The organism is Massilia sp. UYP11 (assembly GCF_050434805.1).
Taxonomy (GTDB): Bacteria; Pseudomonadota; Gammaproteobacteria; order Burkholderiales; family Burkholderiaceae_D; genus Telluria.
This window is the reverse complement of record NZ_JBNDJE010000016.1, coordinates 98,361-115,316: the sequence shown is the minus strand read 5'-3', so window position 1 is coordinate 115,316 and position 16,956 is coordinate 98,361. Positions and strand designations below refer to the sequence as shown.

Sequence of the window (16,956 nt, the reverse complement as noted above, 5' to 3'; positions counted from 1 at the left end):
GCGTGCGCGCGAAGGTTGAGCATCCGTTTCATGTGCTGAAGAACCTGTTCAGGCATCGCAAGACGCGTTACCGCGGTCTGGCGAAGAACACCGCGCAGCTGCACACCTTGTTCGCGTTCGCGAACCTGGTGCTGGCTGGCCGAACCTTTGGGAGCGCGCACGCCCGAACTCCGTCCTGAGCGGGGAAATGCGTGCCACAGCACGCAAAAACGAGCCGGACGCCCAAGCTGGAGCGCGAAAAATAACTGATCTCGACCACCGTTCGGTCTGGCGCCGGGTTTGTCACGTTGGAACGGCCGTGCAACCTATTTGTTCAGCGCTTCCTTAACGGTGGCGCTTTCGCGCCGGATGATCTTGCGGCCAACCATCACCGCGTCGGCGGGCAAGCCGCCAACCCTACGGTACAAAAAAAACGCCGCCCAAAGGCGGCGTTCATGAAACCGATCGCGGAACGATCAGCTCAGCGGATTGTTGATCGCCAGGATCCAGTAGCGGGCCAGTTCGGCGGTGCCGCCCTTGCCGCCCACGGTCTTGAGCGTGGCGATGGCTTGCTGCTTCTTGCCGGCAGCGGCGTAGGCTTCGCCCAGGCGCAGCTTGGCGTCGTCGGGGTTCTTCAGGCCGCCGGCCTTGATCGCCGCTTCCATCATCTTGAGACCCTTGTCGGCCTGGCCAGCCTGCACCAGTGCGTAACCCAGGCCCACCAGCGAGTCCTGGTCCTTGACCGCGGTGTGCTCGGCTTCGAGCGCGGCAAAGTTCTTGTTCTGCTCTGCCAGGTTCTTCTCGGCCAGGTCCTTCAGGCGCTGGTGACGCGCGGCGTCGGTGCCGGTGCCCAGGGCGCCGGCCTTGTAGCCCTTGTCGATGATCTTGATGGCTTCGGCCGGGGCTTTCGCCTGCAGCACCAGCTGGGCCATTTCCATGTACTCGCTCGGCTTCTTGAGCAGGTTGTTGGCCAGCTTCAGGCGATACACGTCGACGTTCAGGCGGCTGGAGTAGCCTGGCTGGCGCTGCACGCGGTTCAGCAGGTCGGTCCAGTACTGGGCCTTCGGATAGCTGGCGGCGAGCTTTTCGATGGTGCGCACGTAGCCGGCGGTATCGTTCTTCTTGAGCTGGATATTGGCCAGCATGCCGAGCTGATCTTCGCTCAGGCGGCCGCTTTTCTCGATGGTGCGCAGTTCTTGCTCGAGGGCAGCAGTGTTGCCTTGCTTATAGTAGTTCTGCAGCAGGTAAGCGCGCAGCTTCGGATCATCCTTCTGCTTGAGCAGGTTCTGGATGGTGGCGTTGGCCTTGTTCAGGTCGCCTGCACGCATATAAATGCCCACCAGGCCTTCGGCGAACTGCGAACGCTCATTGGCGTTCAGCTTGCCCGACGCGAGCAGGGCTTCGAAGGATTTGGCGGCGGTATCGTAATCGCCGGCCGACGATGCTGCCCCGGCGCGCACGCGCTCGATCAGGTAGCTTTCATTGGCGGTCTTGTTGCCCACCTTGTCCAGTCCGCGCAGCGTGGCCAGAGCCTCCTTGTGCCTGCCCTGCTTCATCTGGGCCTGGGCTTGCTGCAGCGGTTTGCCGATCTCCGGGCGCATTGCTTCCTGCGCGATGGCGGAAGACAGGCCGATTACCGGGGTGAGCGCGGTAAAGCCCAGAGCGGCCATTGCAAGGCTGAGGTGAGCGAGACGGAACTTGATCATCTGAAAAATCCTTATTTCAAAATGGACACGGCAGGGATAGCCCTGCCGTGTTGGTCAAACATGGAACGATTACTGGAACTGCTCGTTACCGACCATGCCGATTTTGGTGACGCCGATGCGCTGGGCCGATGCCATGACGCCGGCAACTACCTTGTACTCTACCAGCTTATTTGGACGCAGGTGCACTTCAGGCTGGTCGGCCATGGCTGCAACGGCGTTCATCTTGGCTTCGAGCGTCGAGCGATCCGGAATGACTTCGCCATCCCAGAGAATGGTGCCGTCGAAGTCGACGTCGATCGTGATCACCACCGGTTTGATATCGCTTTGCGGCGGGTTACCAACTGGCATGTTCAGATTGACGGAGTGGTTTTGCTTCGGAATCGTGATAATCAGCATGATGATGAGAACGAGCAGGACGTCGATCAGCGGCGTCATGTTCATTTCCATCATCGGTTCCGGATCGGCTGCTGCTGCGGAGCCGCCTCCACCTACGTTCATACTCATGGGTGTGTCCTTATCTAATGTTGGGGGAGAAGGTTACGGCGCCCGGCTAGATCAGCCAGGCGCCGCCTGCAGGGCTATCAGCCCGGTGGCTCGATGACGAAGCCAACCTTCTGCACACCAGCACGTTGTGCCGTGTAGATCACGCGGCCGATCGCTTCGTAGCGGGTTTCCTGGTCGCCACGAACTTTCACCGCCGGTTGCGGCACCTTCACCGACTGCTCCGCGAGGAACTTGAACAGCTCGTCCGTGTTCGCGAGGTGAGTCTGGTTGTAGTACATCTCGCCGTCTTTATTGACGGTGATATTCACATCTTCCGGCTTGGTCAGCGTGACCTGGTTCTCTTCTGAAGGCAGTGTGACTTTCTGCAGATTCAGCACCACCGGGCTAGTGATCAGGAAGATGATCAGAAGAACCAACATGATGTCAACGAGTGGCGTCGTGTTGATCTCTGAATTCAGTGCATCTTCGCCGGAATCGGAACCGACACTCATCGACATAATTTATCCAATCTTTTTAGCTGCGGCAGCTGCGTTCGAGGTCGACATGGCGCCCGAGATCAGGACCGAGTGAACGTCAGCCGAGAACGAACGGATGTCTTCCAGGACGGTCTTGTTACGACGCACCAGCCAGTTGTAACCCAGAACGGCAGGAACTGCAACGAACAGACCGAAGGCGGTCATGATCAGTGCTTCACCGACTGGACCTGCGACCTTGTCGATCGATGCGTTACCCGACATGCCGATGGCGGTCAGTGCGTTGTAGATGCCCCAGACGGTACCGAACAGACCGATGAACGGCGAGGTCGAACCGACGGTTGCCAGGAACGACAGGCCATCTTGCAGACGCGACTGGACGCGGTCCACGGCGCGCTGGATCTGCATGGTGACCCAGGTCGACAGGTCGATCTGCTCGAGCAGGGCGCCGTCGTGGTGCTGGGTTGCCTTGGTGCCGGTTTCAGCGATGAAGCGGAATGGCGAACCTTCTTTCAGCTGCGCCGAACCAGCAGCGATCGATGGCGCTTTCCAGAACTTGGATTGCATGTCTTTCGACTGCTTCATGATCTTCTGCTGATCGATCAGCTTGGTGATGATGATGTACCACGAACCGATCGACATCAGCGACAGGATGATCAGGGTGCCCTTGTTGACGAAGTCGCCGTGTTCCCACATGGCTTGCAGGCCGTACGGGTTATAGACTTCTTCGGTTTGCTCGCCACCTGGCGCAGCGGCTGGCGCGCCAGCGTCTGCAGGAGCGGCAGCAGCGTCTGCAGGAGCGGCAGCTGGGTCAACAGCTGGAGCTGCTGCGTCGGTCGCCGCTGGTGCAGCTGCGTCGGTTGCCGGGGTTTCTTGAGCGAAGGCAGGGGCCGAGACCAGAGCCGATGCTGCGGTTACCGACAACAGGACAGCCGCCAGGAAAGCGGACAAACGGGTATTCTTAAACATGCTTCCTCCAAAGATATTAAATAGACAGTTCGCTGAACTTAACGACAACGACAATCAAAGTTTGAGACGGTAACCTGTCTCGGTTTTATTCCAGCGTCCAGACGTACTGCACCGCTGTCCACGCCTGTTCCGGCTTGCCATCGATCATGGCGGGCTTGAATCGGCATTTGCTCAGAGCCGATTGCGCGGCTCGGTCCAAGTCACGGAAGCCACTCGACTTCGCCAGCTTGGCTTCCATCACCCGACCATCGACACCGATCAGGAACTGCAGGGTCGTGGTACCGGTTTCTTCATTGCGCTGCGACGAACGTGGATATTCCGGACGTGCGCAAGTATTAAAGTCAGCCACTGCCTCCGTGCGGCTAGGACCACGTGCCGGCGGCGCCGGCGGAGCCGGAGGAGCGGGCGGCGCCGGCGGAGCCAGCTGGGTGGTTGGCGGCGGCGTGTTGGTCGCGGTGGCGATCGTGTTTTGCGGTGGCGGCGGTTGCTGCACCTGCACTTCGACCGGCGGGATGAACGGCGGCGGCGGCGCTTTCATTTCTGGCGGCGGCGGCGGCGGCGGCGTTTCCGGCGGCGGCGGCGGGGCGGTCTCTTCAATCAGCTTGGTTTCCACAGCTTCGGTCACCGTGCTGACGATCCGGGTACCCAGGCCAGCCACGAGCGCCCATCCCACGATGATGTGAAGGATGACGACTACGATGAATCCTGTGAAATTTTTCCCGGGTTGCTTTTCATTCGAAAAATTCATGCCATATTTCTCCAATACCAACTCTTTTTTGTTGCTACCAAACCCACTAAACACGACATAAGCCTAGAGCCGCATCCGGGACATCGAGGAATTATACCTACGAATTCTTTTTTGCACATACATTTTTACAGCACCGAAAGGTGCGCTAACTACCTGTAAATGCAGGCAAACCAGCTCATCTATACAAGCCTGGCGCGGTCGGTTTGAGGGGGGCCGGAAGGCCGGAAAATGTGTAGTTTAAGTAAAGATTCTCCTCATCGCGTACAAGATCAGTGCAGAGGCCGTATTCACCAAATTTCTTTTGCTAAATCAGCGACTTGGCGAATTTCATATGACCCTACAATGGCCTTTCTGCAAACAATAGCTAATTCTTATCAGCCCCCGGCATTCTGGGAATGCCCTGGAAGCCGTCCCGAACAACCATGGCATATAGATAGAATTGAAACCCCTTGTGCCGCTTGAGCTGCCTCAACCGTGCGTCATTCCACGATTTCGGTTTGACAGGAATGAAAGCTGCGTGCTCCTACACCTTCTGCGACAAACTATATTACGTGTTTGATGCCAGGGCTTTCACCGTCAAATTGCCATGACTTGGATGTGACAGAACTAACATGTGATGTCGGAAACATACCATGAAATCTGTATGTTGGCGATAGCGGATCAGTCGAATTGAACATGCATAAGCAAGGCAAGGTGCTCGTGCCACGCAGGAAGCATGTGGACTGGAATGAAAGGAGAGGGGAGGGCGCCACGACGGGCCGTCGAAATGGAAAATCGTGGTGGGACGGGAAGCCCGTCCACCACGCCCGTGATTGCCAGCGGGCGTCGCCGTGGAGGCGAACCGCAGAGGAGAAAAGCGCAGCGCGGTTTTAGCGCCCTCGCTTCTCGCGCCGGCACTCGAGGAAGCTGACCACGTGCCCGGCCGGGTCGGCCGTCTCCAGCCGCACGTCGAAGCCCCACAGACGGGCCACGTGCCTGAGCACCTCTTGTGCCTGTCCGTTGAGCGGACGGCGGTTGTATTGCGTGTGGCGCAGCGTCAGCGCGCGATCGTCGCGGGTATTGACTTGCCAGACCTGGATGTTCGGCTCGCGACTGCCCAGGTTGTACTGCTCGGCCAGCTTGTGGCGCACGTAGCGGTAGCCGGCCTCGTCGTGGATCGCCGAGATGGTCAGTTTGTCGCTGCGGTCGTCATCCAGCACGGCGAAGAAGTGAAAGTCGCGAATCAGCTTGGGCGATAGGTACTGGGCAATGAAGCTTTCGTCCTTGAAGTTGCGCATCGCGAAGTCGAGCGTCTTGAGCCAGTCGCTGCCGGCGATGTCGGGGAACCAGGTTCTGTCTTCGTCGGTCGGGTTTTCGCAGATGCGCCGGATGTCGGTCATCATCGCGAAACCCAGGGCATAGGGATTGATCCCGCTGTAATACGGGCTGTTGGCCGGCGGCTGGTAGACCACGTTCGTGTGGCTTTGCAGGAACTCGAGCATGAAGCCGTCGCCGACGATCCCTTCTTTATACAGGTCTTGCAGGATCGTGTAGTGCCAAAAAGTGGCCCAGCCCTCGTTCATCACCTGGGTCTGCCGCTGCGGATAGAAATACTGCGAAATCTTGCGCGTGATCCGCACCAGTTCACGCTGCCAGGGTTCGAGCAGCGGCGCGTATTTCTCGATGAAATACAGCAGGTTTTCCTCGGGCTCGGGCGGGAAGCGGCGGGTCGGCGCATCCGCCGCCACCTGTTCTTCGCGCTGGGGCAGGGTGCGCCAGATCGAATTGACCTGGGACTGGGCGTATTCCTCGCGCTCCTTGGTGCGCGCCGCTTCTTGCGCCACCGACAGCTTGGCCGGCCGTTTGTAGCGGTCGACACCGTAGTTTTGCAGCGCATGGCAGGAATCGAGCAGCTCTTCGACCGCATCGATGCCATAGCGCTGCTCACACTCGGCGATATAGTTCTTGGCAAACACCATATAGTCGACGATGGCGTCGGCGTCGGTCCAGCTGCGGAACAGATAATTTCCCTTGAAGAAAGAATTGTGGCCATAGGCGGCGTGGGCGATCACCAGCGCCTGCATCGTCAGGCTGTTTTCTTCCATCAGGTAGGCGATGCAGGGATTCGAGTTGATGACGATCTCGTAAGCCAGGCCCATCTGTCCGCGGCGGTAGCTCTTCTCGGTACTCAGGAAGTGTTTGCCGAAAGACCAATGGTTATAGGACACCGGCATGCCGACTGAGGTGTAGGCATCCATCATTTGCTCGGCGGTAATGATCTCGAGCTGGTTCGGATAGGTGTCCAGGCCGTAGCGCCTGGCCACCCGCTTGATTTCTTCGTGCGCCTGTTCGATCAGGTCGAAGGTCCACTCCGACTGTTCGGGCAGGGCGCGCGGATTGCTTGGATCTCTTGGCATGGGGCGCCTCGCTGTTTGCTGCGTCCGTGTCGCAGGCTATTTGGCCTGCTTCTTGAACAGTTCCCGGAATACCGGGTAGATGTCGGCCGGGGTCACGATCTTTTGCATCGCAAAATTGCGGTGCTGGGCAGCGACGTCGCAGTATTGTTCCCACAGGTTCTGCGGCGGGCCGTCGGTGATCTCGACATAGGTGTAATACTGCACGCGCGGCATGATCGCGCTGGTCAGAATCTGCTTGCACAGCACCGAGTCGTTATCCCAGTTGTCGCCGTCCGAGGCTTGCGCCACGTAGGCGTTCCAGTCGGCGCTGCCGTAGCGTTCGGTGATCACCTTCTGCAACAGGTGCAGGGCCGAGGAGACGACGGTACCGCCCGACTCGCGCGAATGGAAGAACTCGTTCTCGTCGACCTCGGCCGCCGCCGTGTGGTGGCGGATGAAGACGACGTCGATCTTTTCGTAGACCCGCTTGAGGAACAGATACAGCAGGATGAAGAAACGCTTGGCCGTATCCTTGCGCGTCTCGTCCATCGAGCCCGACACGTCCATGATGCAGAACATCACGGCCTGGGTGCTGGGCTTGGGGACCTTGATCCGGTTCGAGTAACGCAGGTCGAACGGGTCGATGAACGGGATGGCATTGAGCCGGATGTGCAGATGATGGATGCGGTCCCTGAGCGCGACGACCCCTTCGTCGTCGGACGGCGCGCCTTCGTCGAGCAGCGCCTGCAGCGCGGCTTCCGCCTCGGCCAGCTGGCGTCGCGCCGGTCCGCCGACGGCGATGCGGCGGCCCAGGGCGCCGCGCAGCGAGCGCAGCACGTGGATGTTCGAGGGCGTGCCGGACACGTTGTAGCCGGCGCGCTGGCTCTTGTATTCGATGGTCTGGGTCAGCTGCGTCTTGACCATGTTCGGCAGCTCGAGATCCTCGAAGAAGTAATTCATGAATTCTTCGCGCGACAGCTCGAAGATGAAATCGTCTTCGACGGTCTGTTCGCTGTTGCCGGCGCGCCCGCGTCCGGCGCCGCCGGCGCCGCCGCGGGGCCGGTTGAACTGGTCGCCCTTTTGATATTCGGTATTGCCGGGGTTGACGGTTTCGTACACGCCGCCATGGGCGTGGCCGAAATGCGGTTCGTTCACGTCCTTGACGGGAATGGTGACCTTTTCACCGTTCTCGATGTCGGTGATCGAGCGGCCCTTGATGGCGCGGCCGACGGCATCCTTGATCTGCGCCTTGTAGCGGCGCAGGAAACGTTCGCGGTTGACCGCAGACTTGTTCTTGCCCTGCAAGCGACGGTCGATGAGGTAAGTCAAAACAGGCCTCCTGCTCATAATAAGCGCGGAACTGGCGACATGTGGCGCTTGTCGCTGGCGCTTCAGTGCCGTCGCGAGCGACGGCACCCCTATCTTAATACGCTGCGCGAACGAGCGTGCGGCGCACGCGCGGCGTTGCGCCTTGCCGGTAGCGGCCTGCAGCCATTCGGCAACACGCAAGGCGCATCGTTACGACGACTTGCGCACACGCAGATACCATTCGCACAACAGACGCACCTGCTTGGGTGTATAGCCTTTCTCCACCATGCGGGCAACGAAGTCGGCGTGCTTGTTCGCATCCTCGGCGCTCGCTTTTGCATTGAAGGAAATCACCGGTAAAAGTTCCTCGGTATTTGAGAACATCTTCTTCTCGATCACGCTGCGGAACTTCTCGTAGCTGGTCCAGGCCGGATTCTTGCCGGCATTGGTGGCGCGCGCCCTGAGGCTGAAGTTGACGATCTCGTTGCGGAAATCTTTCGGATTCGAAATCCCGGCCGGCTTTTCGATCTTTTCCAGCTCGGCGTTCAGCGATTCGCGGTCGAAGCTTTCGCCGGTATCCGGGTCGCGGAATTCCTGGTCCTGGATCCAGAAGTCGGCAAAGGTCACGTAGCGGTCGAAGATGTTCTGGCCATACTCGGAATAGCTTTCCAGGTAGGCGGTCTGGATCTCCTTGCCGATGAAGTCGACGTAGCGCTGCGCCAGGTGCTCCTTGATATAGGACAGATAGCGCTGCTCGGTCTCGGGCGGGAATTGCTCGCGCTCGATCTGCTGTTCGAGCACGTACAGCAGGTGGACCGGATTGGCCGCCACCTCGGTATTGTCGAAGTTGAAGACCTTGGACAGGATCTTGAAGGCGAAGCGGGTCGACAGGCCGTTCATGCCTTCGTCCACCCCGGCATAGTCGACGTATTCGTGCAGCGACTTGGCCTTGGGGTCGGTGTCCTTCAGGTTCTCGCCATCGTAGACCAGCATCTTGGAAAAGATGCTCGAGTTCTCGGGATCCTTCAGGCGCGACAGCACGGCGAACTGCGACATCATGCGCAGGGTGCCGGGCGCGCACGGCGCCTTGTCGAGCGACGAATTACGCAGCAGCTTGTCGTAGATCTGGATTTCATCGGACACGCGCAGGCAATACGGCACCTTCACGATATAGATACGGTCGAGGAAAGCCTCGTTGTTGCGGTTGTTGCGGAAGGTCTTCCACTCGGATTCGTTCGAGTGCGCCAGCACGATGCCGTCGAAAGGGATCGCGCCGAAGCCTTCGGTGCCCTTGTAGTTGCCCTCCTGCGTGGCGGTCAGGAGCGGGTGCAGCACCTTGATCGGCGCCTTGAACATCTCGACGAATTCCATCAGGCCCTGGTTCGCCAGGCACAAGCCGCCGGAATAGCTGTAGGCGTCCGGATCGTCTTGCGGGAAATCCTCGAGCTTGCGGATATCGACCTTGCCGACCAGCGAAGAGATGTCCTGGTTGTTTTCGTCGCCCGGTTCGGTCTTGGAAATCGCGACCTGTTTCAGGATCGACGGATAGCGTTTGACGACGCGGAACTTATTGATGTCGCCGCCGTATTCATGCAGGCGCTTGACGGCCCACGGGCTTGGGATGGTGCGCAGGTAGCGGCGCGGAATGCCGTAGTCTTCTTCGAGGATGGTGCCGTCTTCTTCCTCGCTGAACAGGCCCAGCGGCGATTCATTCACCGGCGAGCCCTTGATCGCATAAAAGGGCACGAGTTCCATCAGGCTTTTGAGTTTCTCGGCGATCGACGATTTGCCGCCGCCGACCGGGCCAAGCAAATACAGGATTTGCTTGCGCTCTTCGAGTCCTTGCGCCGCATGGCGGAAATAAGACACGACCTGCTCGATCACTTCTTCCATGCCGTAGAACTCGCGGAAGGCTGGATAGATCTTGATCACCTTATTGGCGAAGATACGCGACAGGCGCGAATCGAGGCGGGTATCGACCAGGGTCGGCTCGCCGATCGCGGCCAGCATGCGTTCCGGCGCGCTGGCATAGGTCAGCGGGTCTTTCTTGCACAGTTGGAGATATTCCGCCAGGGAGTATTCCTCTTCCCGGGTGCGCTCATAGCGGGCCGCGTAGTTTTCAAAGATGCTCATTGAAGTTCCTTTAATGTGCCAACAACGAATCACTGTCACAGCAGCCACTGTCGAAGCTGCCTGGGGCCCCGGTATCCTTGTCGCGCTCTCCCTGTTCGGTCGTCACGTGCCGCGCCGGAATGGCCGGCGCCGTTTGTCGAATTCACGTGCGGTTGCTTGTCGTGGATTTAACGGCTCGTCAAATCCGCGTGGTGGAGAACGCCTTTTTTGCGTTTATGAAATTTATTATGTGCCTATTGGTTTCCGAAGTCAAAGCAGTGTCGCGCAAGCTGTTGAGGCGGTGCCAAGTAGTTGATTCAACTATCGAAAATCGGGTTTTTGCAGGCGTCGCGGCGGCCGTGGGAAGGTGGGGCCGGAGCACGGCGTCGAGGCCGGTTTGAACGAAAGATCGGTGAGCCGGCGGCGCCTTTATTTTCTTCCGTTGTGTGCCGATAGTGCACGAACTGCTCAACACGCGGCGCACGCGAATCGTGCATGTCACTAAGCCGAACGCAGCCATTTTCGCTATGGCGCAGGCGGATGGCGCGCATGCGTTACACTTGTCGGTCGGGCCATGCTGACCCGGACTATTGCGTCTTTACTGAAGTACTTGTTGGAGAAAACCATGCTCGACGAACGCCTGCGCAATCTGCTGCAGAACATGCCCAAGGCAGAACTGCACATCCACATCGAGGGCTCGCTCGAACCGGAACTGATTTTTGAGCTTGCGCAAAGAAACGGGGTCGATCTCGCTTTCAGCTCGGTCGAAGCGTTGCGTGAGGCCTACGCTTTCACCGATCTCCAATCTTTCCTCGACATTTATTATGCCGGCGCCAGCGTGCTGCTGAAGGAACAAGACTTCTACGACATGACTGCGGCGTATCTGGCGCGCGCCCATGCCGACCATGTCCGCCACGCCGAAATCTTCTTCGATCCGCAAACCCATACCGCGCGCGGGGTGCCGTTCGAGACGGTCATCAACGGCATCTGGCGCGCCTGCCGGGACGCGCCGCTCAGCGCCAGCCTGATCATGTGCTTCCTGCGCCACCTGTCCGAGGACGAGGCCATCGCCACGCTCGAAGAGTCGCTCCCCTACCGCGACAAATTCATCGGCGTCGGCCTCGATTCGTCCGAGGTCGGCCACCCGCCCGAGAAATTCGCGCGCGTGTTCGCGCGCGCCCGTTCGCTCGGCCTGCGCCTGGTCGCGCATGCGGGCGAGGAGGGCCCACCAGCCTACATCGAGAGCGCGCTCGACGTGCTCAAGGTCGAGCGCATCGACCACGGCGTGCGCTGCCTGGAAAGCCCGGCCCTGGTCGAGCGCCTGGCGCGCGAGCAGGTGGCGCTGACGGTATGCCCGCTGTCGAACATCAAGCTGCGCGTGTTCGACGTGATGGGTTCGCACAATCTGCGCACCCTGCTCGACGCCAATCTGGCGGTGACCGTCAACTCGGACGACCCGGCCTACTTCGGCGGCTACGTCAACGAGAACTACTTCGCCGCCTTCGACGCGCTGCCGCTGGATGAACGCCATGCGCGCCAACTGGCGCGCAACAGCTTCCAGGCCGCCTTCATCGACCCGGAGCGCAAGCGCGCCTTCCTCGCCGAAGTCGACGCCTTCTTCGGCAACCCCTGATTCCAGACAGGAGCGAAATCCATGTTCGTCCAGGCTCTTCGCATGACGGCGCGCGACTGGCGCGCCGGTGAGCTGCGCTTCCTGCTGGTGGCGCTGATCGTCGCGGTCGCGGCTTTGAGTTCGGTCGGCTTCTTCATCGACCGCATGCGCGCCGGCATGGACCGCGACGCCCACCAGCTGCTCGGCGCCGACCTGCTGGTCAATACCGACGACCCGGTGCGCCAGGCGTGGCGCGACGAAGCCCTGAAACGGGGCCTGCTGCTGGCCGAGACCGTCACCTTCCCGAGCATGGCGCAAGCCGGCGAGGGCGACGACTCGCTGGCCCAGCTGTCGTCGATCAAGGCGGTGTCGACAGGCTATCCGCTGAGGGGCCAGATGAGCGTCACGACGGACCCGGTCGCCGCCGCCGGCGCGCAGGGCACGCCCACGCGCGCGGTGCCGGCGCGCGGCACGGTCTGGGTCGATCCCGCCCTGCTGCCGCAGCTGCGCACCGAGGTCGGCGCCATGCTCACCCTGGGCAACAGCCAGTTCCGCATCGCCCAGCTGATCGCCACCGAACCCGACAAGGGCGCCTCGTTCGCCAACTTCGCGCCGCGCGTGATGCTGGCGCTGGAAGACTTGCAGGCCACCGGCCTGATCGACGACTTCGCGCGCGTGAGCTTCCGCCTGATGGTCGCGTCAAAGGACGCGAACGACATGGCCGCGGTGCGCGACTACGAGCAGTGGGTGCGCGCGCAGATCCGCGCCGGCAATATCAAGGGCGTGCGCATCGAGACGCTGGAAAACGGCCGCCCCGAAATGCGCGCCACGCTCGATCGCGCCGGCCTGTTCCTGTCGCTGGTGGGCCTGTTGTCGGCGATGCTGGCGGCGGTCGCGGTGGCGATGGCGGCGCGCCGCTTCATGGGCCGCCACCTGGACGCCTGCGCCATGCTGCGCTGCCTGGGCCTGACCCAGAACCAGGTCACCGTGCTGTACCTGCTCGAATTCGCCTTCATCGGCCTCCTGGGGAGCGTGATCGGGGTGCTGGTCGGCTTCGGCGCCCACTTCGTGCTGCTCGAGATGATCGCCTCCCTGATCAAGACCGAGCTGCCGCCGGTGTCGATGCTGCCCGCGCTGCAGGGCGTGGCGACGGGGATGCTGCTGCTGGTCGGCTTCGCGCTGCCGCCGATTCTCCAGTTGCGCAACGTGCCGCACAACCGCGTGATCCGGCGCGAGCAGGGCGCGCCGCAGCCGGCCGCGCTGGCGACCTACGGCCTGGGCATCGGCGTGTTCTTCCTGCTGCTCCTGTGGCAGGCGGGCGACCCGACCCTGGCCTTGATCACCGCCGGCGGCTTCCTGGGCGGCTTCGCCTTCTTCGCCCTGGTGGCCTGGCTCGGCCTGCAAGGGCTGCGCCGGATACGCGGCGCGTTCAAGAACCAGGCCTGGCGCTTCGCCGTCACGTCGCTGCAGCGCCGGCCCGGCGCCACCGTGGTCCAGGTGGTGTCGCTGGCGCTGGGCCTGATGGCGCTGCTCCTGCTGACCGTGGTGCGCGGCGACCTGATGGCGGCCTGGCAACTGGCCACGCCAGCCGATGCGCCGAACCGCTTCGTGATCAACATCCTGCCCGAGCAAAAGCAGGACGTCGAAGGCCAGCTGCTCGCGGCCAACGTCAAGGAACCCGTGCTGTACCCGATGATCCGTGGCCGCCTGACGGCCATCAACGGCAACCCGATCACGCGCGACACCTTCCAGGACGGCGAGGCGCGGCGCCTGGCCAACCGCGAATTCAACCTGTCGACCACGGATGTGCTGCCGCAGGCGAACGAGGTGGTGCAGGGCGAGTGGTTCAAGGACGCGCCCGGCGTGGCCGAGGCCTCGGTCGAGCAGAGCATCATGGAGCGCCTGGGCCTCAAGCTTGGCGACACCATGCGCTTCGACATGGCGGGCCTGCTGGTCGACGCCAGGATCACCAGCGTGCGCAAGCTCGAATGGGGCTCGATGCGCGCCAACTTCTTCGTCATCATCAATCCGGCGGCGATGGCGGATGCGCCGACCACCTACATGACGGCCTTCCACCTGCCGCCGGATGCTGCGAACCTGGGCAATGCGCTGACCCGCAACCATCCGAACCTGACGGTGATCGATGTCTCGGGCATCATCCGCCAGCTGCAGGACGTGCTGGACCAGGTGGTGACGGCGGTCGAATTCCTGTTCCTGTTCACGCTCGCTTCCGGCGTGCTGGTGCTGTATGCGGCGCTGATGGGGTCGCAATCCGAGCGCACGCGCGAGGCGGGCCTGCTGCGCGCGCTGGGCGCCACGCGCCAGCAACTGGCGCAGGCGCAGCGCATCGAGTTCGTGCTGGTGGGCGGCCTGGCCGGCCTGCTGGCGGCGAGCGGCGCGGCGGCGCTGGGTTGGGCCCTGGCCACCTACCAGTTCAAGTTCCCCTGGGTGTTCGAACCGGGCGTATGGGTCGCGGGCCTGCTGGTTGGCGCGCTGTGCGCGATCGTGGGGGGCTGGCTGGGCCTGCGCGGGGTGCTACGGCAGCCGCCGTTGCAGACGCTGCGCGAAGCTTGATTCGGGCTTGGCTCCCGACGTAGGGTTGGCGGCTCGGCCGCCGACGCGGTGATTGTTATCGGCGCCGATGTCGTGCCGGATAATTTTTCGGCCAACCATCGCCGCGTCGGCGGCAAAGCCGCCAACCCTACGCTATGATGGCGGAATGTCCGAACACAACACCGAAACACAGACCGACGTGCAGGCCGAATCCCAGACCCTGTACGAGATGATGGGCGGCGGCGAGCGCCTGCGCGCGCTGGTCGACCGCTTCTATGACCTGATGCAGCTGGAGCCGGAATTCGCCGGCATCCACGCCATGCACCCGGTGCCCAACGACGGCTCGCGCGAGAAAACCTTCATGTTCCTGTCCGGCTGGATGGGCGGCCCCAACCTGTACATCGAGCGCTACGGCCACCCGCGCCTGCGCGCGCGCCACCTGCCGTTCGCGATCGGCAGCAAGGAGCGCGACCAGTGGCTGCGCTGCATGGCGTGGGCCATGGAAGACCTGGGCTACGACGACGCGCTGCGCGTGCGCATGATGAATTCCTTCTTCCAGACCGCGGACTGGATGCGCAACAAACCCGATTGAGCGGCGCCATGACCGTTGCCGACATCCTCATCCTGGCCGGCCTCGTCATTGTGGCCGGACTGCTGGTGGCCGTCCTCCTGCGCATGCGCGGCAGCGGCGACGGCCACCATGTCGAACGCCTGGAGCGCGAGCTGCGCCAGGAGCTGCAATCGAGCGCGCAGTCGACGCGCCAGGAGCTGACGGCCCACCTGACCCAGTCCATGGCGCAGAACCTGAGCGCCACGGTCCAGCAGCTCGACAGCATGCGCCAGCAGATGCAGCTGCACTCGAGCAGCGGGCGCGAGGAACAGGCGCGCGCGCTGAAGCGCTTCGCCGACACCCTGCAGCAGACGCTGGGCAGTCTCACCGAATCGAACGCCCAGCGCATGCTCGAAGTGCGCAACACGCTGGAAACCAAGATCCGCGATCTCCAGACCGACAACGCCAGGCGCCTCGAAGAGATGCGCCAGACGGTCGACGAAAAACTGCATGCGACGCTGGAGACGCGCCTCTCCGAATCGTTCCGCCAGGTGTCGGAGCGGCTGGAAAAAGTGCACCAGGGCCTGGGCGAGATGCAGCAGCTGGCGATCGGCGTGGGCGACCTGAAGCGGGTGCTCACCAACGTCAAGACCCGCGGCACCTGGGGCGAGGTGCAGCTCGAGATGCTGCTCGAGCAAGTGCTCACCGTCGACCAGTACGCCAAGAACGTCGAGACCGTGGCCGGATCGAATGCGCGGGTCGAGTTCGCGATCAAGCTGCCCGGCGTGGTCGACGGCGGTGCGCCGCTATGGCTGCCGATCGACGCCAAGTTCCCCAAGGAGCAGTACGAACGCCTGCTGCTGGCGAGCGACCAGGCCGACCTGGAGGGCGTGGCGCGCGCCGGCGCCGAGCTGGAACGGGCGGTGCGGGGCGAAGCGCGCACCATTTGCGACAAATACCTGTCGCCGCCGCAGACGACCGACTTCGCCATATTGTTCTTGCCGACCGAGGGCCTGTACGCCGAGGTGATGCGCCGTCCCGGCCTGGCCGACGATCTGCAGCGCACTTTGCGGGTGACGATCGCGGGCCCGTCGACCCTGAGCGCGCTGCTCAACAGCCTGCAGATGGGCTTTCGCACGCTGGCGCTCGAGAAGCGCTCGTCCGAGGTGTGGCAGGTGCTGGGGGCGGTCAAGACCGAGTTCACCAAGTTCGGCGACGTGCTGGCCACCACCAAGCTGACACTGGAAAAGGCGGCCAAGAACATCGAGAGCGCCGAGGTACGCAGCCGTCAGATGGCGCGCAAGTTGAAATCGGTGGAGGCGTTGCCGAGCGAGGCGGCGCAGTTGATGCTGGGGCCGGATGAGTCGGAGCGGGACGATTGATTTTAAATCCGAAGGATGAACGCTTCCGTAGGGTTGGCGGCTCCGCCGCCGACGCGTTCAACCTGCTCGTAAATCACTCCAACGTCATTTTGCGCGCTTGATCCGTCCCACCCCAGTCGGTTGGATAAACCCCGTTCTCGACATATCGGTTGAACGATGAATATTCCCATGACGCGGCGCACGTGGCCAATCCGTGCTTGACCGGATTGTAATGAATGTAATCGACATGTTTTTCCATGTCGCGTTCATCCCGAATCCGGTGTTCCCAGTATTTTCGTTGCCATATCGGCGCTTCTCGGCGGTGCCGCTGGGCGGCCGTCACCGTAAAATTTCCGTACTTATCCCGGCAAGCAAATGCGACATGATGTTTGATCTGCGACCACCGTGCGGAAAAATTCACGTCGCCGTCGGGCAATGTCCAGATGCAGTGCAGGTGATCGGGCAGCAGGACGATCGCATCGATATGGAAGGGTAGGCGGGCACGAACGCGTCCGAAAGCCGCCCGCAGCGCAAGGCGTACAGGTTCGTCGCACAGGATGGCGCGTCGCCGGTAGGTGACAACCGTGAAGAAGTAGGTGGCGCCATCGAGGGCACGGCGGTAGCGGGCCATGCCGAGATCGTAAAGAAGCGATCCGGCAAGCAGATGTGGCAGATCAAATGTGTGTCGAACGCGTCGGCGGCAGAG

The 16,956-nt window shown here is 61.8% G+C and carries 14 protein-coding genes; 5 read left to right on the top strand and 9 right to left on the bottom strand.

The window, feature by feature from the left end; all coding sequences use genetic code 11:
* The coding region (locus ABIB38_RS18785; protein ID WP_429206179.1) for a transposase at nt 1-179 on the top strand (179 nt) is incomplete at its 5' end.
* Between the two features lie 276 nt (nt 180-455).
* Here the strand turns inward: ABIB38_RS18785 and ABIB38_RS18780 are convergent.
* The 8 genes from ABIB38_RS18780 to ABIB38_RS18745 all read right to left on the bottom strand — a co-directional run bounded on the left by ABIB38_RS18780 (nt 456) and on the right by ABIB38_RS18745 (nt 10,195).
* Entirely contained in the window at nt 456-1,685 is a 1,230-nt protein-coding gene (locus ABIB38_RS18780; protein ID WP_429206175.1) for a tetratricopeptide repeat protein, read from the bottom strand.
* A 69-nt stretch (nt 1,686-1,754) separates the two neighbouring features.
* The gene (locus tag ABIB38_RS18775; protein WP_205289005.1) at nt 1,755-2,189 is read right to left on the bottom strand and encodes an ExbD/TolR family protein; all 435 of its coding nucleotides are present in this window, start codon (nt 2,187-2,189) and stop codon (nt 1,755-1,757) included.
* Nucleotides 2,190-2,266: 77 nt separating this feature from the next.
* Nucleotides 2,267-2,686: an ExbD/TolR family protein gene (locus ABIB38_RS18770; RefSeq protein ID WP_005665791.1), complete on the bottom strand. Its 420-nt coding sequence runs from the start codon at nt 2,684-2,686 to the stop codon at nt 2,267-2,269.
* A gap of 3 nt (nt 2,687-2,689) precedes the next feature.
* Complete coding sequence (locus tag ABIB38_RS18765; RefSeq protein ID WP_429206172.1) at nt 2,690-3,631, bottom strand: MotA/TolQ/ExbB proton channel family protein; 942 nt, start codon at nt 3,629-3,631, stop codon at nt 2,690-2,692.
* An 85-nt stretch (nt 3,632-3,716) separates the two neighbouring features.
* On the bottom strand, nt 3,717-4,379 hold the full coding sequence (locus tag ABIB38_RS18760) for an energy transducer TonB (protein ID WP_005665793.1): 663 nt from the start codon (nt 4,377-4,379) through the stop codon (nt 3,717-3,719).
* An 869-nt stretch (nt 4,380-5,248) separates the two neighbouring features.
* Nucleotides 5,249-6,775: a SpoVR family protein gene (locus ABIB38_RS18755; protein ID WP_429206170.1), complete on the bottom strand. Its 1,527-nt coding sequence runs from the start codon at nt 6,773-6,775 to the stop codon at nt 5,249-5,251.
* Nucleotides 6,776-6,811: 36 nt separating this feature from the next.
* Nucleotides 6,812-8,083, bottom strand: coding sequence for a YeaH/YhbH family protein (locus ABIB38_RS18750; RefSeq protein WP_429206168.1), 1,272 nt, complete (start codon nt 8,081-8,083; stop codon nt 6,812-6,814).
* 189 nt (nt 8,084-8,272) lie between these two features.
* Complete coding sequence (locus ABIB38_RS18745; RefSeq protein WP_429206167.1) at nt 8,273-10,195, bottom strand: PrkA family serine protein kinase; 1,923 nt, start codon at nt 10,193-10,195, stop codon at nt 8,273-8,275.
* 604 nt (nt 10,196-10,799) lie between these two features.
* Here ABIB38_RS18745 and ABIB38_RS18740 point away from each other — a divergent pair.
* The 4 genes from ABIB38_RS18740 to rmuC all read left to right on the top strand — a co-directional run bounded on the left by ABIB38_RS18740 (nt 10,800) and on the right by rmuC (nt 16,271).
* Nucleotides 10,800-11,807, top strand: a complete 1,008-nt coding sequence (locus ABIB38_RS18740) for an adenosine deaminase (RefSeq protein ID WP_429206166.1) — start codon at nt 10,800-10,802, stop codon at nt 11,805-11,807.
* Between the two features lie 21 nt (nt 11,808-11,828).
* Complete coding sequence (locus tag ABIB38_RS18735) at nt 11,829-14,360, top strand: ABC transporter permease (protein WP_429206165.1); 2,532 nt, start codon at nt 11,829-11,831, stop codon at nt 14,358-14,360.
* A 145-nt stretch (nt 14,361-14,505) separates the two neighbouring features.
* Nucleotides 14,506-14,931, top strand: coding sequence for a group II truncated hemoglobin (locus ABIB38_RS18730; RefSeq protein ID WP_429206164.1), 426 nt, complete (start codon nt 14,506-14,508; stop codon nt 14,929-14,931).
* An 8-nt stretch (nt 14,932-14,939) separates the two neighbouring features.
* Complete coding sequence (gene rmuC, locus ABIB38_RS18725; RefSeq protein WP_429206163.1) at nt 14,940-16,271, top strand: DNA recombination protein RmuC; 1,332 nt, start codon at nt 14,940-14,942, stop codon at nt 16,269-16,271.
* Between the two features lie 73 nt (nt 16,272-16,344).
* Here rmuC and ABIB38_RS18720 read toward each other — a convergent pair whose 3' ends face one another.
* Complete coding sequence (locus ABIB38_RS18720; protein ID WP_429206162.1) at nt 16,345-16,881, bottom strand: REP-associated tyrosine transposase; 537 nt, start codon at nt 16,879-16,881, stop codon at nt 16,345-16,347.
* Between the last annotated feature and the right edge of the window lie 75 nt (nt 16,882-16,956).